Below are 21,656 nucleotides of genomic sequence, written 5' to 3' on the forward strand. Positions count from 1 at the left end.
GAACCGATCGGAAAGGACGAACATGCCCGGTATCCCCGTCATCGAGCCCTACGCGCTCCCGGCCGCTGGTGACCTCCCCGAGAACACCGCCCAGTGGGTGCCCGACCCCTCCCGCGCTGTCCTCCTCGTCCACGACATGCAGCGCTTCTTCCTCAAACCCTTCCCCGAACAGGTGCGCGACGAGCTGGTCGGCAACATCGCCCTCCTGCGCGAGCGCGGCGCCCGGCTCGGCGTCCCCGTGGGCTACACGGCACAGCCGGGCAGCATGAGCGACGAACAGCGCGGCCTCCTCAAGGACTTCTGGGGGCCCGGCATGCGCAGGTCCCCCGAGGACAGGCTCGTGGTGGACGAACTGGCCCCCTCACCCGACGACTGGATGTTCACCAAGCTCAGGTACAGCGCGTTCCACAAGTCGGACCTGCTGGAGCGGATGCGGGCCGCCGGGCGCGACCAGCTCGTGGTCTGCGGCGTGTACGCGCACGTCGGGGTCCTGATGACGGCGGTCGAGGCCTACACCAACGACATCCAGACCTTCCTGGTCGCCGACGCCGTCGCCGACTTCAACGCCGACTACCACCGCATGGCCGTCCGGTACGCCGCCGAGCGCTGCGCGGTCGTGCTGCCGGCCAAGGAGGTGTTCGCGTGAACGCGCCGGACACGGCGCCACGGGCCGCGGCTGGCGGGGACGGACTCCTGCGCACCGTCCTGGGGACGGAGCGGCCGCCCCCCTTCGCCCTGCTCGTGCGCTCCGGCGGCGACGGATCCGGCCGCGTGGACGTGCTGACCGGCGAGGTGTCCGCCGTCCCGGAGACCGCCGACATCCCCCTGCCCGACCTGACCGGGAGGGGCGGGGGCGCGGAGCGCCACGACGTGCTGGCCCTCATCCCCTACCGGCAGATCACCGAGCGCGGCTTCGGCTGCAACGACGACGAGGCGCCCCTGCTCGTCATGACGGTGGCCGACCAGGAGACGCTGCCGGTCTCCCAGGCCCTGGACCTCATCCCCGACCTGCCCGTCGCCCTGTCCGGAGGCCGCTTCGACGTCGACGACGGGGACTACGCCGAGACCGTCCGCAGGGTGGTCAAGGAGGTGATCGGCGAGGGCGAGGGCGCGAACTTCGTGATCAGGCGCTCCTTCGTCGCCGACATCGGGGAGTACACCCCGCACAAGGCCCTGGCCGTCTTCCGCCGACTGCTCCGGGTCGAGGTGGGCGCCTACTGGACCTTCGTCGTCCACACCGGCGACCGGACCTTCGTCGGCGCCACCCCCGAGCGCCACGTCACCCTCCGGCGGGGGCTCGCCACCATGAACCCCATCAGCGGCACCTACCGCTATCCCCCCTCGGGCCCCTCGCTGCCCGAGGTCATGGACTTCCTCGCCAACCAGAAGGAGTCGGACGAGCTCTACATGGTCCTGGACGAGGAGCTCAAGATGATGACGCGCATCTGCGAGCCGGGCGTGCACGTGTCGGGACCCCACCTCAAGCAGATGGCGCGGCTCGCGCACACCGAGTACTTCATCGAGGGGGAGACCCGTCGCGACGTCCGCGACATCCTCCGGGAGACGATGTTCGCCCCGACCGTCACCGGCAGCCCGCTGGAGAACGCCTGCCGCGTCATCCAGAACTACGAGACGGGCGGACGCGGCTACTACAGCGGCGTGCTCGCCCTCGTCGGAAGCGACGCGTCCGGCGAGCGGACCCTGGACTCGTCGATCCTCATCCGCACCGCCGACATCGACGACCGCGGCAGGATGGCCATCGGCGTCGGCTCCACCCTCGTCCGCCACTCCGACCCGGTGTCGGAGGTGGCGGAGACCCACGCCAAGGCCGCCGGGCTCCTCGCGGCGGTGGAGAGCCGCGGGGCCGGGGGCCTGGACACCCACCCCGACATCCGCGACGCGCTGGTCAGGCGCAACGCCAACATCGCCGACTTCTGGCTGCTGGGCGAGGGCCACCGGCGCGGCGCGGAGTTCCCCGGGCTGGCCGGGTGCCGGACGCTGATCGTCGACGCGGAGGACACCTTCACGTCGATGCTCGACCACCAGTGCCGCGACATGGGCATGTCCGTCACGGTCGTGCGCCACGACGACGTCCCCTTCTTCGACGACTACGACTTCGTCGTGCTCGGCCCCGGTCCGGGCGACCCGCGCGACCCCGCGCACCCGAAGATGGCCAACATGCGGGCGGCGGCGCGGGCGCTGCTCGCCGAACGCAGGCCCTTCCTGGCCGTCTGCCTGAGCCACCAGGTCCTCAGCGCCGAGCTCGGGTTCCCGATCCGGCGGCGCCCCTCGCCCAACCAGGGCGTGCAGAAGGAGGTCGACCTCTTCGGCGACCGCCAGCGCGTGGGCTTCTACAACACCTTCGCGGCCTGGTCGGAGGCGGACACGGTCGAGGTGGACGGCGTCGGCGCGGTGGAGGTCTGCCGCGACCCCTCCTCGGGGGAGGTGCACGCCCTGCGGGGACCGCGCTTCTCCTCCCTCCAGTTCCACGCCGAGTCCGTTCTCACCCAGAACGGCCCGCACATCCTCGGCTCGTTCATAGGAAGGACGTTGAGCGCATGAACGGCAGTCCGGCGCTCCTGGAAAGGGCGCACTCCTACGTCGTCGTCGACGCGTTCACCGACAAGCCCCTGGCGGGCAACCCCGTCGCGGTCTTCTTCGGGGCCGAGGACCTCTCGACCCCGCGCATGCAGAGCATCGCCCGGGAGATGAACCTGTCGGAGGTGACGTTCGTGCTGCCCCCCAAGCAGGGCGGCGACGCGCACATCCGCATCTTCACCCCGGTCAACGAGCTGCCCTTCGCGGGGCACCCCCTCCTCGGCACGGCGGTCGCCCTCGGCGACTCCGCCGAGAAGGACCGGCTCCGGCTGGAGACGGCCATGGGGATCGTGGACTTCGACCTCGAACGCGCCGACGGCAGGGTGGTCGCCGCCGCGATGGAGCAGCCGATCCCGACCTGGGAGCCGTTCGACCGGGTCGAGGAGCTGCTCGCGGCCCTCGGGGTGCCCGAACCGGAGACCCCCGTCGAGATCTACACCAACGGCCCCCGGCACGTCTTCGTCGGCCTGCGGAGCATCCCGGCGCTGTCCGAGGTCAACCCCGACCACCGCGCCCTGGCCGCCTTCCCCGACATGGCGACCAACTGCTTCGCCGGTTACGGGACGCACTGGCGGAGCCGCATGTTCTCCCCCGCCTACGGGGTGGTCGAGGACGCGGCGACCGGGTCCGCCGCGGGACCGCTCGCCATCCACGTCGCCCGCCACGGCCACGCCCAGTACGGCCAGTGGATCGACATCCACCAGGGCGTGGAGATCGGACGGCACTCCCTGATGCGGGCCCGTGCCAGGGGCAACGGCGATCACGTCACCGAGGTCCGGGTCAAGGGCAGCGGCGTCACCGTCGCCAGCGGGACCATCTACGTCTAGACAGTCGCAGGAGCACGCGTGAGCAGCAGGTTCGAGACCCTGACCGGTGAGATGGAGGGGGGCTTCCCCGAGTACGAGACGCCTCCGGCCGCCCCCATGGGGCTGGTCGGGCGGTGGGTCGACGCGGCCCGGGAGCGGGAGGTGAGGGAACCGCTCTCCCTGGCGCTGGCCACGGCGGACGCCAAGGGCCGTGCCTCCAACCGGATGGTCGCCGTCATCGACGTGTCGGACCGGGGCCTGGTCTTCACCACCCACAGCAGCAGTCAGAAGGGCCGGGAGATCGCGGCCACCGGCTGGGCCTCCGGGCTGTTGTACTGGCGCGAGACCGCCCAGCAGGTGATCGTCTCCGGGCCGGTGGAGCCGCTGCCCGAGGCGGAGTCGGACCGGCTCTGGGCCGCCCGGCCGCCGCAGCTGTACCCGATGACGACGGCGTCCCGGCAGAGCGAGCCCCTCGACGACGTGCCGGGCCTCCTCGAACGGGCCCGGCGACTGGCGGAGGAGGGCGGCCACTCCCTGCCCAGACCCGAGCGGTTCGTCGGCTACCGCCTCGAACCGGACACGGTCGAGTTCTGGGCCGCCGACCGCGAACGGCTGCACCGCAGGCTGCGCTACGACCGCACCCCGCACGGCTGGGAGGTCGTTCGGCTCCAGCCCTGAGCCGTCCCCGATCCGTCCCACGGCGTCCACCGCCGTCCCTCCCCGACGACGCGGGCCGCCTGTCCCGGCCCGGTGTCCCCACCGACGACGCGGCCCCTGCCCCGGTCCGGCGTCCCCGGGCCCCGGCCCTACCCCGCCGGGGGCCCGGAACCCACCCCCGCTCGAACACCATCCCTTTCCCTACACAATCGTGAGGAACTGTCCCGTGACCAACGCGAAGAACACCGATCTCGACGCGATCGTCGTCGGTGCCGGGTTCGCCGGCATCTACGCGCTGCACAAGCTCCGCAACGAACTGGGTCTGTCCGTCCGGGCCTTCGACAAGGCGGGCGGGGTCGGGGGCACCTGGTACTGGAACCGCTACCCCGGTGCCATGTCCGACAGCGAGGGCTTCATCTACCAGTACTCCTTCGACCGCGACCTGCTGCGGGAGTGGACCTGGAAGAAGCGCTACCTGTCCCAGGCGGAGATCCTGGGCTACCTGGAGGCGGTCGTGGAGCGGCACGACCTCGCCAGGGACATCCAGCTCAACACCGGCGTCGAGACGCTGGTCTACGACGAGACCGACGCCCTGTGGACCGCGACCACCAGTGACGGCCAGACCCTCACCGCCCGCTACGTGGTGACCGCCCTCGGACCGCTGTCCACCTCCCACTTCCCCGACTTCAAGGGCCGCGACAGCTTCCAGGGCCGCCTGGTCCACACCGGCTCCTGGCCCGACGACCTCGACATCGAGGGCAAGAGGGTCGGCGTCATCGGCACCGGCTCCACCGGAACCCAGTTCGTCTGCGCGGCCGCGAAGGTGGCCGGGCAGCTCACCGTGTTCCAGCGGACCCCGCAGTACAACGTGCCCTCGGGCAACGCCGAGGTGGACGAGGCCTACTTCACCGACCTGCGCGGCCGCTACGACCAGGTCTGGGAGCAGGCCAAGAAGTCCCGCGTGGCGTGCGGCTTCGAGGAGAGCGAGATCGCCGCGATGAGCGTCTCCGAGGAGGAGCGCCGACGCGTCTTCCAGGAGAACTGGGACCGGGGCAACGGCTTCCGCTTCATGTTCGGCACCTTCTCCGACATCATCTTCGACCCCAAGGCCAACGAGGCGGCGGCCGACTTCATCCGGTCCAAGATCCGGGAGATCGTCAAGGACCCGGAGACCGCCCGCAAGCTCCAGCCGACCGACTACTACGCCAAGCGCCCGGTCTGCAACGAGGACTACTACGAGTCCTACAACCGGGACAACGTCAGCCTGGTGAGCCTCAAGGAGACCCCGATCCGGGAGTTCACCCCCACGGGGATCGTGACCGAGGACGGGGTGGAGCACGAGCTGGACATCGTCGTCTTCGCGACCGGCTTCGAGGCCGTCGAGGGCAGCTACCGGCAGATGGAGATCCGCGGCCGGGGCGGTGTGACCATCGAGGAGCACTGGGGGGACACGCCCGCCAGCTACCTCGGGGTCAACGTCTCGGGCTTCCCCAACATGTTCATGGTCTACGGCCCCAACAGCGTCTTCAGCAACCTGCCCACGGCCATCGAGACCCAGGTCGAGTGGATCACCGACCTGGTCCGGATGATGGAGGAGCGGGACCTGACCTCCATCGAGCCGACCCCGGAGGCGGAGGAGGGCTGGACCGAGCTGTGCACGCAGATCGCCGAGCGCTCCCTGTTCCCCAAGGTCAACTCCTGGATCTTCGGGGCGAACATCCCGGGCAAGAAGAAGCGGGTCCTGTTCTACTTCGCGGGGCTCGGCAACTACCGCCAGAAGCTCGGTGACGTGGCCGCGGCCGACTACGAGGACTTCATGCTCAAGGGCAACCCCTCGGTGGTGACCGCCTGACGGCGGCGGTGCCCGGTCGGCTCGGTCCGCCGACCGGGCACCGCTCCGTGTCAGCGCACCGCGGGCTCGCGCGGCGCCAGCAGCGCGGGCAGGCGGGTCACCCGCTCCTCCGCCTCCGCCAGGGAGCGCGCGGCCATGTCCTGGAACTCCGCCAGCTCGGGGACGTCCGAGGCCCTGGTCATCTCGGCGTGGACGACGTGCACGTTCTCACCGGCGATGCCCAGGCCCTCCAGGTACATGCGCATGTAGGGAGTCTGGAAGTCGAACGCCTCCTTGGGCGAACCCGGCCCGTAGCCCCCTCCGCGCGCGGCGACCACCACGGCCCGGGCGTCGCGCAGCAGCGACTCCCCGGTGCGGGAGTCCTTGAAGGCCCCGGGGAAGGTGATCCTGTCGATCCACGCCTTGAGCGAGGCCGGGACCGTGTAGTTGTACATCGGGAGGCCGATCAGCAGGGTGTCCGCGTCCAGGACCTCCTCGATCAGGGGCAGGGTCCCCGCCCACTCCCGCTCCTCGGACGGCGACTCGGCCATGGCCGTCACCGCAGTCAGCGGCAGGGTGCCCCGCCTCTCCACCCGCTGGGCGAAGGAGCAGTAGGTGGCGGTGACCAGCGGCACCGGTTCGGCGGCCAGGTCCCGGTAGCGGTACCCCCCGTCCCCGTGCAGCCGTCGCCACTCCCTGGCGAACAGACCGGTGAGGTACCTGCTCACCGAGTGGTCCGAGTGGCTGGAGTCCAGGTGCAGCAAAGACGTCATCGTTCTTCCCCCGTTCGGCGCGTGGCCGTCGTGTCCCGCGCGGCTCCGGGCGCGGGGTCCGTGTGCGGATGCGGTGGAGCACGCGACCCGTCCCCCGTGGATGTCGTCGCTGAGTGCTCCTACCCCTATGACGGAGAGCGACGGGGGAAAGTGACCGGAGGGAGGGGACGGGGAACTTTCGGACGGTTTGCGACAGGCCCCGTGAACAGCGCGGACACCGCCGCGTCCGCCCGTCCGCCGAGCCCTGGACCGGTCGGCGGACGTCGCGGCGGCTGTGTCGCTGCGGTTGGGCGGTGGGTCACCGCTACGCCGGGTCGGCCACGGAGATCTCCAGCTCCCGCAGGCGTTCCGGGGCGCCGATGATCTCGATCTCGCTGACGCGGTCGTCGCGGACGGTGATCTCCAGCACGAACAGGAGCCGTCCGCCGGGGGCGACGACGGCCCCGGGCATGCCGTTGACGAGCGCGGGACGGGCGAAGCGGGTCCTGCGGACGTTGTTGGCGGTCTCCCCGGCGACCTGCCGCGCACCGCGCAGCACCGCGGGCTCGCGCAGCCGGAGGGCCTGCGGGTCCGCCCGCCGCATGACGTCGGGGGCCAGGACCTTCAGCAGGCCGTCCAGATCGCCCGCGCGCGAGGCGTCGAGGAAGGCGTCCACGACCTCGCGCCGCCGTGTGAGGTCCGGCTCGGGGACGCTCGTGGTGCCCTGCACCCTCTGCCGCGCCCGGCTCGCCATCTTCTTGGCCGCGGTCGGGGTGCGTTCGACGATCTCGGCGATCTCCACGAAGGGGACGGCGAACAGGTCGTGCAGGACGAAGGCGACGCGTTCCGCGGGGCTGAGCCTGTCCAGCACGACGAGCAGGGCCAGGCCCACGGAGTCGGCCAGAACCGCCTCGCCCTCGGGGTCCGCGCCGCGGTCGTGGGCGAGCAGCGGCTCGATGTCGCTGACGTCCATGAACTCCTCGCGGCGGCTCTTGCGTGAGCGCAGCATGTCGAGGCAGACGCGTCCGACGATGGTGGTCAGCCACCCCGTCATGTTGGACACCTCGTCGAAGTCCCCCCGGCAGGCCCGGATCCATGTCTCCTGGAGGGCGTCGTCCGCCTCGGCGGCCGACCCGAGCATGCGGAAGGCGACTCCGCGCAGATGTCTACGGGAGCGTTCGAAGTGATCCGCCAGCTCGATCTGGCCGTTCATCGTTCACCTTTCCTTCGTCCGTGGCCGCTGCGCAGGCGCGTTTCGAAAGCGCGATAAAAGAAGAATGCGGCTGTAGGTATTGAATTACCGGTATGGGTGGAATTTGTGCTTCTTGGCGAGGGAGGGGCGGTCGTCCTGGCTTCCTTCCTGCCGTCGCCAGCCCGGCCCCGCCCCGGCTCCGGGCGGTGTAAGCAGCGGATACGCGGTCGGTTCCGGCAGGCCTGTCGTACTCGGGGGATCGTGATCCGGGTGCGTGGGACGGTGGGGATTCCGGCCGCTTCGGGCTGATCCTCTTCATCCTAAACGGGTGAAGGCGGGTGGCACATGAGGGATCGCCGCTGGAGTATTCGCGCACTACAGCGTGTTTATGCGGCCGCGGTATGCGCCGGATTCCCGCCCTCGGCGCGGCGGGGCCAGCGCGGGCCCGGAGGCCGGGGGACACGGGCCGCGGTGTCCGGGGGGCCAAGCCCCTCGGGCCGGGTCGGGGGCAGGCGGCACGGGAACCGGGCAGGGGGCGGTAGCCGGAGGTCAGGGGCCGCTTCGGGAGCTCCGGCCGGACGCCCCGTCGGACACCGCCGCCAGGTGCCGCAGTTGCGCGGCCACGGCACGGCTCCTGAGGCGGCGCGGCGCGTCCTCGGGCACGGGGTACCAGACCGCGGGGTTCTCCTCCCGCCCCAGCAGGGTGCCGGGGAGCGGTCCGCGCAGCGCGTGTTCCACGCCCGCACGGCGAACCCCGTCCGGCCCGAGGGCCGTGCCGACCGGGACCGCGAGCCCGTGCCAGCGGGGTTCGTACGTGACGTCGCGGCGTCCGCGCGCCCCGCGCACGTGGAGCACGTCCAGCAGGTCCTCCTCGGCGAGGGCCGCCACGAGGTCGGGGAGCCTGTCGAGGGGCGGCGCCGACCCCTCCTCGTAACCGACGGTCATGGAGATCCGCTCGGTGCCCCGGCCCCCGTCCCAGCCGACGCGGACGCCGCCGGTGAACGGGTGACCCGTCCCGTGCGGTCCGGAGAACTGGAGGATCGACCCCTTCGGCGCACGGTGGCGCACCAGCCGCACCAGCCGCTCGCGGTCCCAGGGGGCGAGCGCGGGTTCGTGTTCGCCCCACCCGGCGGGCAGCGTCCCGGCCAGGTGCTCGGCGACCACCTCCACGGCCCGGCCCAGGGGAGGGGCGAAGGACGCGCGGTGGCGCACGGACAGGTCCACGACCAGGTGCTCGTCCGTCGGGGAGTCGTCCAGGAACCCCTCAGCCGGTTCGGGCGCGCCCTCCTCCGGCGGAACGGGAACGTAGGCGTGCACGGGGTCCCAGCGCAGCGGGACGCCGCTGACGCCGTCGAAATGTGCGCCGTCCTCGCCGCGCACGACCCAGCGGGCCAGAGGCTGGGTGATCAGGGTGCGCAGGGCGTAGGTGAGCCGGGATGTCCTCGGGGTGAGCAGCTGGAGCGCCGTGCCCCGCGCGCCGTGGACGGACATCGCGTCGAGGATCCAGGAGGAGAGGGGGACGACCTCGCGGTCCTGGGCGACGACCACCGCCTTCTCGACGGCGGCCTCGACGGCGGGGTGCCCGCTCTCCTCCCACAGGGAGAAGTCGGCGCAGCCCGAGGTCCATACGCTGCCGCCCAGCCGCAGGGCGAGGGCGTCGGCGAGCCGGTGGGCGGCCTCGCGCCCCGCCTCGTCGGGGCGGGCGCGGATCTCGGTCCACCAGCAGGTCTCGGGCAGGTTCACCGCGGCCTCCTCACCGAGCAGCCGGGCGACCTCGTCGCGCGACTCGACCAGCTGGGCGGGTTCGAGCGCGGCCAGGACGCGGCGGTCGGCGCCGCACAGCTGGAGGACGTTGCCGCTGTCCAGCGCCCGCACCAGCAGTTCGGGGCCGGTCTCGCGCAGGGCCCGGGAGATCGCGCGCATGCCGGGTTCCGCGGCGAGCAGGGCCACCACGTCGTAGCTCAACCGTTCTCCTTGGTGGTTCGGGGGGATCGGGGGAGGGGCGGGGCCGGGAGGGACCGTTGCGCACCGTGTCAAGGAACGCGGTACCGAGACGGACATCCTGTGCGAAAACGCATCACTGTCTGTCGTTGGATACCGGCATAATACGCACAAAGAGGCAGCGTGGAGACGGGTGCCCGAGCGTGTGGGGGATGGGGGAGCACGTGAAGTTCCAGCTGGTGGAGCCCGCGGAACCGCCGGAGGTCCCGGAGCCGGCGTCAGGCGCCGCGGCCGGTTTCTCCTCCGTGCCCTCCGCACCCGGCTTCCCCGCCCTCGGAGCGCACGAGGAGCTGGCCGCGCGTATGCGTGACCGCAGTGAGGAGCTGGGCACCCGCCTGACCAGGATCATCGAGGCCGTCCGGCCCGCGCTCCACCGGATGGAGGCGGGCATCGTCCGTGCGGAACGCGAACTGGCCGATTCCGGTCACGGCTGTGCCGCCGAGCCGCCGGACGGTTTCCGGGCCGACCGCTTCTCCGGTGGTGCGGGCCGCACGGCGACCGCGGAGCCGGCGGCCGTGACGGGTACTGCCCCGGGGAGCGCCACCGCCACGGCCACCGCCACGGCTCCGGCGGACGGTACGGCAGGCGGTCCGGCTGCGGAGGCGGCGACCCCCGCCCCCGCGACGAACGAGGAGAACCGATGAGCGGCTGGGACATCGACGCGCCCTCGGTGGGCGTCGTGCTCAACGACGTGCTGGGCCGGGTGGGCGACGGCAGCGGCGACGCGCTGGACGGTTCGCTGACCACCACCGGCGACGAGATCCTCGGCGCCGCCACCGCCGCGTGCAGCGGGCCCGTGGAGTCGGAGCTGTACTACTTCCTGGAGCACGTCGGCGGCATGGCCGAGGAGATGGTCGCCCGCGCGGGTTCGGCGATGGAGGGGTGCGCGCTCGCTGTGGACGCCTACCTCCTGGGCGACGAGGAGATGGCCGCCGAGGCGCAGGGCAACGCCGGTTCGATCGACACCTACGACCCCCTCAACCCTCCCGTGTGACCCGGGGGCCGCCCCCGGCCCCCGCCGTGCGCGTGCGTCCCCGGTCCCACCGTTTCCCCCCGGTCGCCACCCCGCCCCCGAAACCCCCGTTCCCCCACCACTCCCGGAGCTGACGTGCCTCCCGTCGACGTGATGAGTCCCGTCCCCGACCCCCGCAACCAGCAGCCGCTGGACCTGGACTTCGAGATCCTCATCGTCCCCGACGCCATCCCGATCCCCGGAACCTCCGTGGAGGTCCTCCAGGCCGCCGTCTCGGCCATGCGCACGGCCGCGGGCGAGGTCGCGGAGGGAGGCGAGGGCATCGAGTCCACCTGGCAGGGGTTGCAGCCCCACTACACCGCGCCCGAGTCCGAGACCCTGTTCGCCGCGATGGGCCCGGTGGCCGCCAAGGGCGGGACCATCCTGGACGACGTCACCACGGTCGCCAGCGCACTGGACACCTTCGCCGACGCGGCACAGACCGCAAAGACCACCCTCAACGCGCTCAAGGACGAGGCCACGGCCTTCGCCGAGGAGATGAGGGGCGATGAGAACTGGAGCAGCAACCCCCTCGACTACGCGGAGAACCGCAGGCTGAAACTCCAGGTCAACGGGGTCTGGGCCACGTTCCAGGAGGCTGAGCGGACCTGCGCCAACGCCATCTCGGCCGTCTCGGGTTCGGGCAACTCCTACGTCGCGGCCAGCGGAGAAGCACCGGGCGCGGGTGAGATCGTCTACGGCCTGGACCCGGACGACGTGCCGGACGTGGCCTACGACCTCACCAGCCTCGCCGACTGGCAGCGGGCGATGGAGGACACCTGGCACCAGCTGGAGTACTCGGAGAAGCCCTGGCCCGCGGACTGGGCGACCGACGCCTTCATGGCCCAGTGGGACAACTTCGGTCCCGGCATGCTCTGGGACGTGGGCGTGGGGGCGGTCGCCTGGACCGGCCTGTGGCGCGAGGGCAGCGGGTGGGCCAACAGCGTCGGTGAGGCCACGGACAACTTCTTCACGAACAAGCGGGAGACGCTCGAAGGGCTCGGCTCGCTCACCGGGCTCTACGGCGAGGACGGGTGGATGAACCCGTTCGACTCGGGTGAGCGCTCCGGCGAGACGTGGCGGGCCAACGCGGGTGCGGCCTGGACCGAGGTGGTGCACGACATCGTGCCGTGGCGGGAGTGGGAGGACCGGCCCGCGTACACGGTCTACACCGGGGCCGGGAACGCGGCGCTGGCCGTGGTGTCCCTCCCGGCCAGGGGCGGGACGATCCTGGCCAACCTCAGCCGGGGCGGCTCGGGTCTGCCCGACCTCGCCCCGGTGGACCGGCCCGAGGTGGTGTGGGAGCCGGGCGCGGCGGCGCGGCCGGGGTTCAGCCTGTCGCAGACGTTCAGCGACATCAGCGGGGACTTCTCCGACACCACGGAGGGCTTCGGGGCGGGGGTCGGAGACCTGTCGGCGCTGATCGACCGCTTCTCGGCGGGCGGTCCGGCGGGCGGCGTTCCGGGCGGAGGCGGTGGTTCGGACTTGCCGGTCTTCGTTCCGGAGCCGGGCGTACCGGGGGCCGAGCGTCCCGTCACCGCGCCGGTCAGCGGGGATCCCTCCGGCGACCCGGACCGGCCGCGCCGTGGGGACGAGGGGCAGTCCGTCGCGGACCGCGACCCGGAAAACTCCGAGGCGGACTCCTCCCGGCCGCTGGACGTCACGGCTGATGAGGGCTCCGGTTCCGCCCCGAACAACAGGCTGTTCGCTTCCCTCGGTCTGGACGCGGGGGAGATCGAGCGGGAGTACGAGAGGGACGTCGAACGGACGACGCGGCAGGTCGTCGACACGGTGGAGGAGTTCCGCGCGCTGCCCGCAGAGCGGCAGCTTGAGTGGCTGCGCGTGAACCAGCTGGTCGGCGCCAACGTGGGAGGCCCGCAGAACTCCGACTTCGGCGGCTTCGCGAACGAGGACTTCGGGATCACCGCCTCCCACGACCCGAACTCGGGTAATGGCGGTGGCCCGCCCCGAACGCCCCAGGACGGCACCTCCAACACCGGTTTCACACCCACACCCAGCGGTGACGGCGACACCAACCGGGGGGACACCACCGGAGGCCGCCCCGTTCCCGAGAGCGGCGGCCATGGTCGCTCGCCGCTATCGTCACATACTCCCGAACCCTATTCAGGGACCTCTAATGGCGACCAGGGGTCTCAGCGAGACAGTGGTTTTCTGGAAGAAGAGGCTGCTGAGGAGGTAGACGACCGAAGGACCCCAGTCGACGGACTGGATCCTGACAGTGCCGAACCGACGACTATGGCCAATAGCGAGAGGCGAGATTTTCCTGTCGAGTTTGGTCACACGGATGCCTCCAAGCGCTGGTTTGACGACACCGGTCTCGCTCATATCGGCGCCCCTGACTATGCGGAACATGCGCGCACATACAATAGGATCAGAGCGGCCGAGGGGGATGCTGCGCGGATTGCCGAAAGTTATGGTATTCAGCCAGAAGTAATGGAGCGCATTAAAGAGCACATATTCTTGAAGGATCACCAGGTCGCTGTTTCTGCGAGCGACATTCGCTTCGGTCGGTTTAGTCCCATGCAGCATATTTCGAACTGGTGGGAGCCTGCGGAGAGGGGTGGAGTTCCGGAATCGGAGCGTGTTTTCTTTCGGAGATGGCTGGAGCATGAGGCTGTGGAGAGTAAGCTTATGGAGTGGGGTATGCCCTATCTCTCGTCCCATCCGTCGGCCTTCGTCTGGGATGAAGCTTACAAAGAGGATGTGCCTACTCCGACTGCCGAGCATTATGGGGCTCACAATCTCGCCCCGTCTGAAGGCAAGCCTGAGCCTTATGCCCACTATCTGGAAGCCTGGGAGGCTCCCGGTGTGAAGCCGAACGAGGACCTCTCCAACACCGAAGAAATTGCTCGCATAATTTTTGAAAGGTTCCACAAGCGATGAATAAATGTGCGGAAGTGGCTTCGCTTGTCCACGGGATCAGCTGGAACAGTAAGCCCATGTTCAGGAGGTCCCAGGCGCGGCTTGTCCAGGAGTACCTGAGAAGATCGGCTCTGTGGTCAGCGGAGCTCGGTGCTGGAGGGTGGCCCTTCTATGACATCGCCTCTTGGGTTAACCCCGATGTTCGTGCCCCTGCGAATGTCGTGGAAGAAGCTGTCGCCACGCTTTCGGAGTCCGCAACTTTCTATGTTGCGCGTACCATCGAGTGGGCGCTCCACTTTGCTGCGCTGGAAGATTCAGGGGAAAAATTGCCAGATCTTCCTGATCCCTTCTTTCCGCTTCTTTTTGTTTATGAGCGAGGTGACGCTATTAATTACTCGCCTGCTGGTTTCATTGAGGTTGACGGTCTCTCTGTTCCCCGGGGAAAAGCTGTTCGTTATGCTGAGATAATCCCAATGGTGGACTTTGGGGAGGAGGCCCTCAGGGAGATAGACGAACAGGAGTAGGTTCCTCTGAGTCGGAGGGACGCGGCGGGGTCAGGTCTGGGCCGGGGTCACGTGGGAGTGCACGCAGAGCCAGCCGTGCGGCGTGCGGTGGTAGACGTCGGTGGTCCACTCGTCGGCGTGGAACTCCCGGCCGCCGAAGCGCGCCGTGTTGGTCACCCGCGCCGTGACCACCGCCAGGTCGCCGTGGACGCGCACCCGCTCGGTGCCCTCGACCGGCCGCATCGCGCTGTGCGTCAGCGCCGGAGGCCACTAGCGACAGGAAGTCCTCCCGGGTCCCCACCCCGTCGCTGTCCACGAGCACCCAGTCCTCGGACACGAACCGGCCGATGGCCTCGGCGTCGTTCGCCACGATCGCCCGGCGCCACGCGGCCGCGAGGTCCAGCAGCTCCCGGACCTCCTCGTTCTCTGACACAACGCGATGATCGCACGCGGACCGCACCGGCCAGGGGCCATGGCGTCCCACGGCTGGAACCGGGTCCCCGGCGGTCCTCGGCTGGGGCGCTACATGAGATACCAACCGGACGGTATGCAAGAGGGGGGCGGCGCACCTAGACTGCTGCCACTCGTGACACGGAAGACGGTGGCCAAGGAGGAACCGATGGCAGTCGACCCCTCGGGATCGGATCTCGCGCGCCTGGTGGACGAGGACCCCGGCGGCCCGGTCGTCATGCTCAACCTGCTCCGGTTCAAGCCGGACGGCCGCCCCTCGTACGAGGAGTACTCACGACGGGCAGGCGGATTCCTCAAGCGCTACGGGGCCGAACTGCTCTACGCCGGTGACGGCGCGTCGCCCCTGGTGGCGGAGGAGGGGCAGTCCTGGGACGCGGTGCTGCTCGTGCGCTACCCAAGCCGGGACGCGTTCAGCCGCATGGTCGCCGATCCGGAGTACCAGCGGATCACCCACCTGCGTACCGAGGCCCTGAGTGAGGCCGTGCTCCAACCGACCTCTCCCTGGGGCCGGTAGCCGGGCGGAGGGGGCGCGGGCTCCCGTCCGCCCGGGGCCGGTCAGCGGGTGAACACGAAGGAGCGCAGGCCGGGCGGCACGGAGGCGGGGTCCACGGGAAAGGCGGCCCACACGTGGGTGCCCAGGTCGGTCCAGGGCGCGAGGCGGTAGTGGCCCCAGGCGGCGGACAGGTTCTCGACCAGGAGCAGGCCGCGCTGGCCCTCGGCCCAGTCCCACTCGTCGGCCGTGCGCTGGTGCGGGACGGCCGGAACGCCGCCCCCGCCGCCGCAGTCGGACAGACCCACGCGCAGGGTGGCCGGATCGGGCATCGACAGCGCGCGCAGGACCTCGCCGCCGGCCCGGCCCGCATCGGTGTACTTGCAGCAGTTGGCGAACAGCTCGCTGGTGACCAGCGTGAGCGTGTCCACCAGGCCGGGGTCGAAGCCGGACAGGTCGCGGGCCAGGTCGGCGCGGACCTCGGAGAGCCGGGACAGCGAACCGGGGTAGAGGCGGTGCTCCCAGTGGACGCGGACGCGGCGGACGGCGGAGTCGAGGCTGGCGGAGTCGAGGTCGGAGGCACTCATGCCGGAATCCCCTGTCGCTGCTCGTCCCAGACCCGGATGAGGGAGGCCAGTTCGTCCCACTCGGCGTAGCGGGCGGACCCGGTGGGATCGACGGGCCGGGTGGGGCGCACGACGCCGAAACGGGGCGCGGGCTCGCCGAGCAGGTCGCCGCCGGGGTCATCCCTCCACTGCTGGACCAGGGCGGCGGCGCGTTGCTGGACGAGGGCGAACGCGCGCCGGACCTCGTCCGTCTCGGAGACGGGTTCGGGACCACGGGGTGCGGGGACGCCCGACTCGGACGCGCGCAGAAGCTCGTGAGCCGTGAAGTAGGGGCGGACCATGGCCACGTCCTCGGCCGGGATGACCTCGCGGGCGGGAGCCAGCCTCGGCATGGCGGGCCTGGAAGCGGGGAGGGGCGGGGCCTCGGGGACGTAGCGTCGGACGCGGGTGGAGCGGCGTCGGCGGCGTCCGGCCACCGTGGAGTGGCGTCCGCAGGGTGCGGAGAGGAGGGCGATCAGCGGGCCGAGGGCACGGCTGAGAAGGGCAGCGCTAAACTGGCGCATGCTGGCAATCCTTGTGTCTAAAGGGTTGGATGTTGCTGGCCACGGCCCCGGACGGTATTTAGTCGTCGCGGGGTCATTTGAGTTGTGTGTTCGAGAGAGAGGATAAGGGGTGGTGGGAGTGGAATGCCAAAATACTGGGGAGTAATGTGAGGGGAGATGAGAAAACGGCCGTCCAGAATTCTGGTCGGCCGTTGTTATGTCCTGTTTTTAGGATTTTGTGAGGGAAGTGCAGTGCAGGAACACGGCTCAGGCTTCGGGGGTGTGGTCGAGGTGGCCGAGTTCGCGGTTCCGGGTGTCGCGGACCGGGACCGTCCGCCCCTCGGCTGCCCCGACGCAGCGTCCCGAAGCGCCGCTGTAGGTGCTCTTGTGCCAGTGGGGTTCACGCCCCGCCATCGGGTTCCTCCTCGGCCTTCCTGATCGGAACCCGGCTCGCACGGGGCGACATCGCCTCCGGCCGGAGAACGCCGAAGAGCGTCGCGCGGTGCCGCACCGGCATCAGGTCGTCCACGAGGGTTTCGCCCTCCATGCGCTTCGCGGAGGCGGTCGCGGGGTACGCGTGCTCCTCGACCCGTCCGATGCGCCACCCGTGCTCGCCGAGCACGTCAGTACGCGGACACGGGACTACGCGCTGACCACCGGTCCCCGCACCGGTCAGGACACGGGACCGAGGCGGCGCCTGACCGGTCAGACGGGGAACTCGCCGTACCAGGAGCGCTGCACGAGGTGCTTGGGCAGGTAGCCGGATTCGACCTCCAGGCGGAAGTCCGGGTCGACTCGGGCGGTGTCGTAGGCCAGGCAGGCCAGGGCGAGCAGGGGCAGGGACACGACTCCTTCGATGTCTTGGGCGCGTTTGGCATCGGAGATCTGGTAATCGCGGAACAGTTCCAGCCCTTGGGCGAGGGCGTCGTTGAACTTCTCGGTGTCGCGCTCGACCAGGCTCAGGAAGGTGTTCATCGGGGGGAAGACGATCATTCCCAAGAGCTCGGGGGAGCCGATGCTCGCGCGGTCTGGGGCGGACAGTTCCATCGCGGCCAGGAGTTCCTCGCCCAGGCCGGGGCGGTTGAGGACGAAGGCCTGGAGCGCGGAGATCCAGTGGTAGGTGAAGGGGTTGTACTGGGTCCCCTCGCTCTCCCCGGCCTCACGCAGGCGGTCGACGGGGATCTCGCACAGTTCGCGGTAGCGCTTCTGGTCGCGGCAGATGACGGCGAGGAAGAAGGCCGTGAGCCAGTTGCTGGCGTTGGTGCAGTAGCGCGGTCCGGTGGCTTTGGGGTGTCGAACCTGGTGGTTGACCATGAGTTCGAGTTCGGTGCCCGGTGGGTTGGTGGTCATCGCGAACATGGCGTGATGCATCTGCATCGCGGTGACCCAGGCCTCCCAGGTGTCCACTCGGGCCGCCTCGGGGTCCGCCTCGACACTGAACATAGCGTCCAGGTAGAGCGAGGGCAGGGAGAAGTAGATGGTGCTGGCGTCCTCGGTGTCCAGACGGCTCGACCAGGTGTCGCGGCTGGCCCTGTTCTCCTCCCAGAGGTCTTCCTCGGGCTCGCGGTTCAGGTCGTGTCGGGGCACATAAGTGTTCATGAAGCCTTCTCTGACAGACCGAAGGGTTGGTGGCAGAGAGACTCTCCGAACTGCCTGTTCCCCTCGGCTCGCTTCGGCCGTAGGTACCCGCTGACACAGGCGCGGACCAAGGTTTCCTTCAGCCGTGCCCAGGGGAACGGCCGAAGAAAAGAACGGATCGGTTATTCCATCGCGCGGCCCTCGGCCTCTTCCCGGAGCTTTTCGCGGAGCCAGTCGGGGATGTAGTCCTCGTTGCGGGGGAAGTACTTGAGGTCGTTGGTGAATCCGAAGGCGGTGGGGAAGGTGATGCCGGGGTCCTCGTCGTAGTTGTAATTGACGTTGAACCTGCCAGGTGGGGTGATGACGTACTCAAGAGAGAACCAGGTGCCCTTACCCTCCTGATACATCCCCGCCCTGAGTTTGTCAAGCATAAAGCTGACCTCTGGGGGTGGTGACTTTCTCTGAGTCGTTCCATCCTCGAACTCAACGATGATGATACTAGAGGCGTGTTCGATGACGGATTCCCTGGTATAGGTAATCTTTGCCCAGCCCTCTGGTGCCCGATTGAGTATATTTGAGCCGACCTCTTGGAGGATCTTCTGCTGTTCCTCTGGTCCCAGGTGGCCTTTTTTGGCGTAGGGGCTGATCATATTAAGCAACCTCTCGTCTTCACTTCAAGGGTGGAACATTGTTGTATTCCTGTGGTTTCATGTCCACCCCGTTCAAGCTCCACTCTACTATGATCTTGCTTGGTGGAGGTGGCAGCGGGTTTCCGTTCTTGTCAGTCAGTGCGGGCATGTCGGGATCGTAGAAGTTTGTGATATTGACGTCGATCTTGGGGTTGGTCGGATTCAGTGCGAGAGCGGCATCCCAGCTTCCATCGTTGAATTTGGGGTTGGTGAATCCATGCCAGGAGCCCTTGTCTCGCATGATTCCACGCCAGGAGCGCTCCATGTTCCGGTAACTTCCCTCGATGCCGCCCCGTACTTCTTCGGGGATGTCATCCAGAGCGGTCTCGGTCCTGTTCTGGTTCACGTCGAACCGCATCGGGACCATGTTCAGGCGCTCGCCGATACCGAAGAACTCCGCGTATCCGACCAGGTGGCCGCCGTCCCACTGGATGTCCTGGTACTGGGGGACCTCACCCGCTTCCGGCGGACGGCCGTTCGCCGTTTCGAAGTCATCGCGGATCTTCTGGTTCAGCTGTTCGTAGTAGTTCGAACCCTGGCTGTTGACCTTGGACTGTTCGTTTTCGTTGCGGACGTTCGGTTCCTTGTGCAGCGTTCCCTCGACGGAGACCGTCCGGCCGTACTCGTCGGTCCTGTAGGTGTAGCCGTCCACGTTGAAGGTCATGTCCGGCCTGGGGTTGAGGTACTCCGGATGCTCGGAGTTCCAGCCCTTGGACTCGGTCCGGATCTCCCTGATGTTCCCGTCGGCGTCGGTGACGTAGTCCGTGTGGAGGTCGCTGCCCGGTTCGTAGAGCCTGTACCTGCTGTTCGGCTCCAGAACGCGGTTGCTGACATTGCCGTTGTCGTCCCTGATCTCGCCGAAGCGCAGGCCGTCCCTGGGGAGGAGTTCCCGGACCCCGGGGTCGGTGCTCTCCGGTCGCAGGTCGGGCTGGTTCCTGATCGGGGTGTTCTCCGGGCCGTCGTTCTGGCCGCCCCGGCCGCCGAGGATGTCGCCTCCGGCGCTGCCCGGCCGCGTGTCGCCGGGGCCCCGTCCGTTGCCCGTGTTGCCACCGCCGTCGCCGGATCCGTCCAGGACGTCCGTGCCGCCACGGGAGTTCCCCCCGGTGTCCAGCGTGTCACTGCCGTTGCCACCGGTGCTGTTGGTGACCAGGGGCGTGCGGTCCCGCATCTGCGGGCCGTCGTCGCCGAAGTCCGCGTCGCGGTGGTCGTCCGGGAAGCGCTGGGGACCGTCGCCGCCGGTGCCGGTCAGGTCCACCCGGTCGTACGACGGCGGGTTGGGGACGTCCTGGCTGGCCTCGAACGTGTCGTTGTTCCCGCCGCCGACGAGGGCGGGCACCCTGCCCGAGTCCGGGCCGTCCGGGATCTGCCCGGCCTCCCACGCCGGATAGTCCGAGGCGTGCGCCTTCATGTCGCTGAACACCGCCTCCAGGGACGGGTCCAGGCCCATCTCCTCCAGGTCGGATCGTGTCGGGCGCTCCGACCCGGGCGCGCCGGTGTCGCGGCCCTCCCCACCGAGGACCCTGCGCCCGAGGTCGCCCAGCTCGGCGGAGTCCGGGCGCGAGGTCAGCAGTTCCAGGAGCTCCCGGCTGTCGTCGAGCTCACGCGTGGTCGGGTCCACGGCGGGCCGGGTGTCGGCCGGGCCGCCCTCCTCGTCGCCGTGGTGGTTGGCGACGCGCTGGCTGTCGGAGCCCTCGGAGCCGTTCCCGTCCCCGCCGGAACCGTTGCCGCCCGGGCTGTCCCCGCCGCCGAAGAAGTTCCCCCCGGTGAACCTGCTCAGCAGGTTCTGCATCTCCGACAGCCGGGAGGTGCTGAAGGCGCCCTCCCGGAGCTGGCCCAGGTCGATCCTCAGGTCGGCCAGGGAGACGTTGCCGAACCGGGGCAGGCTCAGGTTGATCCTGCTCATGTCCGGCACGTCCACGTCGGGGACGCTCGGCCCGTCCCCGCCCATCCTGTTGAGCATGGCCGAACCGCGCCAGGCCATCAGCGGCACGCCCACCACCGCGCCCACGCCGGTCGCGGTCAGGACGGCGCCGCCCACGGTCGCGCCGATGTTGAGCAGGGCGGTCCCGATGACGTAGCCGGGCCGCTCGCTCCACTCCTCCCAGGGCACCACCGCGTGCGCGGCGTCCTTCCAGGCGTTGCCGACGGTGTCCCAGCCCGACCAGCCCCAGCTGTCGTTCTCGGAGTCGTACATGCCCGCCAGCGAGGCCAGCGACTGGAGGTTGCCCTCGTGGTACTCCCACATGGCGTCGCCCCAGGACATCTCGAACCAGCCCTCGGAGCTGTACATCCCGGTGATGCCGCCGACGTCCTCCGCGATCCCCACGAAGAAGTCGCCCACCGCCGCACCCGCGTCCACCCACCAGCCGTGGTCGGTCTCCATGGGACCGCCCCAGGCCATGGCCACGTCGCCGAGGTAGCCGTCGTAGCCGTGCTCGAACTCGCCCGGCGCGGACTCCCCGTCGCCGTCGCCCGCGACGAAGTTGGTGCGGTCGGGGATGTCGGCGTTGATCGCGTTGGCGCAGGCCCGCTCGGCCTCCTCGTACTCGCGCCGCAGCGCGTCCGCGCGGTCGAGCAGCGCCTGGTGCTCCTCGACCTTCTCGCTCTCGCGCCCCAGGAGGCTGTCGATGAACCCGTCGGCCTCGCGCCAGTCGTCGTCGCCCTCGATGGAGTTGAGGAAGGCGTAGGAGTCGGTCTTGAGCGTGGCCCACTTGCCCTTGATGTCCCGGACGGCCTCGGCGAAGGTCTCCAGCGCGCTCGCGGCCTTGTCGAAGGAGGTCTCCACCTTGTCGCCGTCGGTCGCGACCGGGTCCACCACCGCGTACAGGGTCTCGGCCTCGGGCGCGGAGTAGCACGAGGACAACCCCGCCCAGGCGCTCTTGATGTCACCGCCGATTCCGGCCACGTTGGCCCCCTCACGGCGCAGGTCCCCCGCCTGTCTCTCCAGCGTGGCGGGACTGGCGGTCGGAATGGGGAAGGCCGCGGGGTTGATCAGGCCGCCCGTGGGCGTGCACATCTCGGTCACGGGGGTGCCTCCGTCTGGGAGCTGAGGGAAGAACGCGTCGGGGGTCCTCGGGGCCGGGGG

General features: G+C 69.6%; 21 protein-coding genes. 10 read left to right on the top strand and 11 right to left on the bottom strand.

The genetic code is table 11. The features are described 5' to 3' along the window. Positions 1-22: 22 nt before the first annotated feature. The 5 genes from EV372_RS13430 to EV372_RS13450 all read left to right on the top strand — a co-directional run bounded on the left by EV372_RS13430 (position 23) and on the right by EV372_RS13450 (position 5,913). A complete protein-coding gene (locus EV372_RS13430; RefSeq protein WP_013156018.1) occupies positions 23-646 on the top strand; it encodes an isochorismatase family protein in 624 nt (207 codons plus the stop codon). Next, on the top strand, positions 643-2,562 hold the full coding sequence (locus EV372_RS13435; RefSeq protein WP_130396280.1) for an anthranilate synthase family protein: 1,920 nt from the start codon (positions 643-645) through the stop codon (positions 2,560-2,562). The genes EV372_RS13430 and EV372_RS13435 overlap by 4 nt, the downstream gene beginning before the upstream one ends. Further along, positions 2,559-3,425: a PhzF family phenazine biosynthesis protein gene (locus EV372_RS13440; RefSeq protein ID WP_130396281.1), complete on the top strand. Its 867-nt coding sequence runs from the start codon at positions 2,559-2,561 to the stop codon at positions 3,423-3,425. Before EV372_RS13435 ends, EV372_RS13440 begins: the two co-directional genes overlap by 4 nt. Positions 3,426-3,443: 18 nt before the next feature. Further along, a complete protein-coding gene (gene phzG / locus EV372_RS13445) occupies positions 3,444-4,082 on the top strand; it encodes a phenazine biosynthesis FMN-dependent oxidase PhzG (RefSeq protein ID WP_130396282.1) in 639 nt (212 codons plus the stop codon). Between the two features lie 205 nt (positions 4,083-4,287). Next, entirely contained in the window at positions 4,288-5,913 is a 1,626-nt protein-coding gene (locus tag EV372_RS13450) for a flavin-containing monooxygenase (RefSeq protein ID WP_130396283.1), read from the top strand. A 50-nt stretch (positions 5,914-5,963) separates the two neighbouring features. Here the strand turns inward: EV372_RS13450 and EV372_RS13455 are convergent, their stop codons facing one another. The 3 genes from EV372_RS13455 to EV372_RS13465 all read right to left on the bottom strand — a co-directional run bounded on the left by EV372_RS13455 (position 5,964) and on the right by EV372_RS13465 (position 9,801). Beyond that, on the bottom strand, positions 5,964-6,665 hold the full coding sequence (locus EV372_RS13455) for an FMN-dependent NADH-azoreductase (protein ID WP_013156023.1): 702 nt from the start codon (positions 6,663-6,665) through the stop codon (positions 5,964-5,966). A 304-nt stretch (positions 6,666-6,969) separates the two neighbouring features. Then, complete coding sequence (locus tag EV372_RS13460) at positions 6,970-7,857, bottom strand: sigma-70 family RNA polymerase sigma factor (protein ID WP_130396284.1); 888 nt, start codon at positions 7,855-7,857, stop codon at positions 6,970-6,972. Between the two features lie 528 nt (positions 7,858-8,385). Next, positions 8,386-9,801, bottom strand: coding sequence for a DUF6177 family protein (locus EV372_RS13465; protein ID WP_130396285.1), 1,416 nt, complete (start codon positions 9,799-9,801; stop codon positions 8,386-8,388). A 188-nt stretch (positions 9,802-9,989) separates the two neighbouring features. Here EV372_RS13465 and EV372_RS13470 point away from each other — a divergent pair, with 188 nt between their 5' ends. The 4 genes from EV372_RS13470 to EV372_RS13485 all read left to right on the top strand — a co-directional run bounded on the left by EV372_RS13470 (position 9,990) and on the right by EV372_RS13485 (position 14,256). Continuing rightward, positions 9,990-10,481 (top strand): hypothetical protein, encoded by a 492-nt coding sequence (locus EV372_RS13470; RefSeq protein WP_130396286.1) that lies wholly within the window; start codon positions 9,990-9,992, stop codon positions 10,479-10,481. Further along, positions 10,478-10,831 (top strand): DUF6507 family protein, encoded by a 354-nt coding sequence (locus EV372_RS13475; protein ID WP_130396287.1) that lies wholly within the window; start codon positions 10,478-10,480, stop codon positions 10,829-10,831. Before EV372_RS13470 ends, EV372_RS13475 begins: the two co-directional genes overlap by 4 nt. Positions 10,832-10,945: 114 nt before the next feature. Next, positions 10,946-13,753, top strand: coding sequence for a hypothetical protein (locus tag EV372_RS13480; RefSeq protein WP_130396288.1), 2,808 nt, complete (start codon positions 10,946-10,948; stop codon positions 13,751-13,753). 56 nt (positions 13,754-13,809) lie between these two features. Beyond that, positions 13,810-14,256 (top strand): hypothetical protein, encoded by a 447-nt coding sequence (locus EV372_RS13485; protein ID WP_130396289.1) that lies wholly within the window; start codon positions 13,810-13,812, stop codon positions 14,254-14,256. Between the two features lie 30 nt (positions 14,257-14,286). Here the strand turns inward: EV372_RS13485 and EV372_RS29435 are convergent, their stop codons facing one another. Further along, the gene (locus tag EV372_RS29435) at positions 14,287-14,478 is read right to left on the bottom strand and encodes a nuclear transport factor 2 family protein (protein ID WP_253796041.1); all 192 of its coding nucleotides are present in this window, start codon (positions 14,476-14,478) and stop codon (positions 14,287-14,289) included. A 376-nt stretch (positions 14,479-14,854) separates the two neighbouring features. Between EV372_RS29435 and EV372_RS13495 the strand changes: the two genes are divergently transcribed. Continuing rightward, a complete protein-coding gene (locus EV372_RS13495) occupies positions 14,855-15,220 on the top strand; it encodes a DUF1330 domain-containing protein (RefSeq protein ID WP_130396290.1) in 366 nt (121 codons plus the stop codon). Positions 15,221-15,261: 41 nt separating this feature from the next. Here the strand turns inward: EV372_RS13495 and EV372_RS13500 are convergent, their stop codons facing one another. The 7 genes from EV372_RS13500 to EV372_RS13530 form a co-directional block, all read right to left on the bottom strand. Further along, a complete protein-coding gene (locus tag EV372_RS13500) occupies positions 15,262-15,783 on the bottom strand; it encodes an ATP-binding protein (RefSeq protein ID WP_130396291.1) in 522 nt (173 codons plus the stop codon). After that, positions 15,780-16,325, bottom strand: coding sequence for a hypothetical protein (locus tag EV372_RS13505; RefSeq protein ID WP_130396292.1), 546 nt, complete (start codon positions 16,323-16,325; stop codon positions 15,780-15,782). The genes EV372_RS13500 and EV372_RS13505 overlap by 4 nt, the downstream gene beginning before the upstream one ends. A 246-nt stretch (positions 16,326-16,571) precedes the next feature. Beyond that, entirely contained in the window at positions 16,572-16,718 is a 147-nt protein-coding gene (locus tag EV372_RS13510) for a DUF397 domain-containing protein (protein ID WP_130396293.1), read from the bottom strand. After that, on the bottom strand, positions 16,705-16,926 hold the full coding sequence (locus tag EV372_RS13515; protein ID WP_130396294.1) for a hypothetical protein: 222 nt from the start codon (positions 16,924-16,926) through the stop codon (positions 16,705-16,707). The genes EV372_RS13510 and EV372_RS13515 overlap by 14 nt, the downstream gene beginning before the upstream one ends. Positions 16,927-17,009: 83 nt before the next feature. Then, positions 17,010-17,903 (bottom strand): immunity 49 family protein, encoded by an 894-nt coding sequence (locus EV372_RS13520; RefSeq protein ID WP_130396295.1) that lies wholly within the window; start codon positions 17,901-17,903, stop codon positions 17,010-17,012. A gap of 161 nt (positions 17,904-18,064) precedes the next feature. Further along, a complete protein-coding gene (locus EV372_RS13525) occupies positions 18,065-18,532 on the bottom strand; it encodes an antitoxin YezG family protein (protein ID WP_130396296.1) in 468 nt (155 codons plus the stop codon). A gap of 19 nt (positions 18,533-18,551) precedes the next feature. Further along, positions 18,552-21,587: a DNA/RNA non-specific endonuclease gene (locus EV372_RS13530; RefSeq protein ID WP_253797582.1), complete on the bottom strand. Its 3,036-nt coding sequence runs from the start codon at positions 21,585-21,587 to the stop codon at positions 18,552-18,554. Positions 21,588-21,656 lie beyond the last annotated feature (69 nt).

The organism is Nocardiopsis sp. CNZ308, from assembly GCF_004217075.1.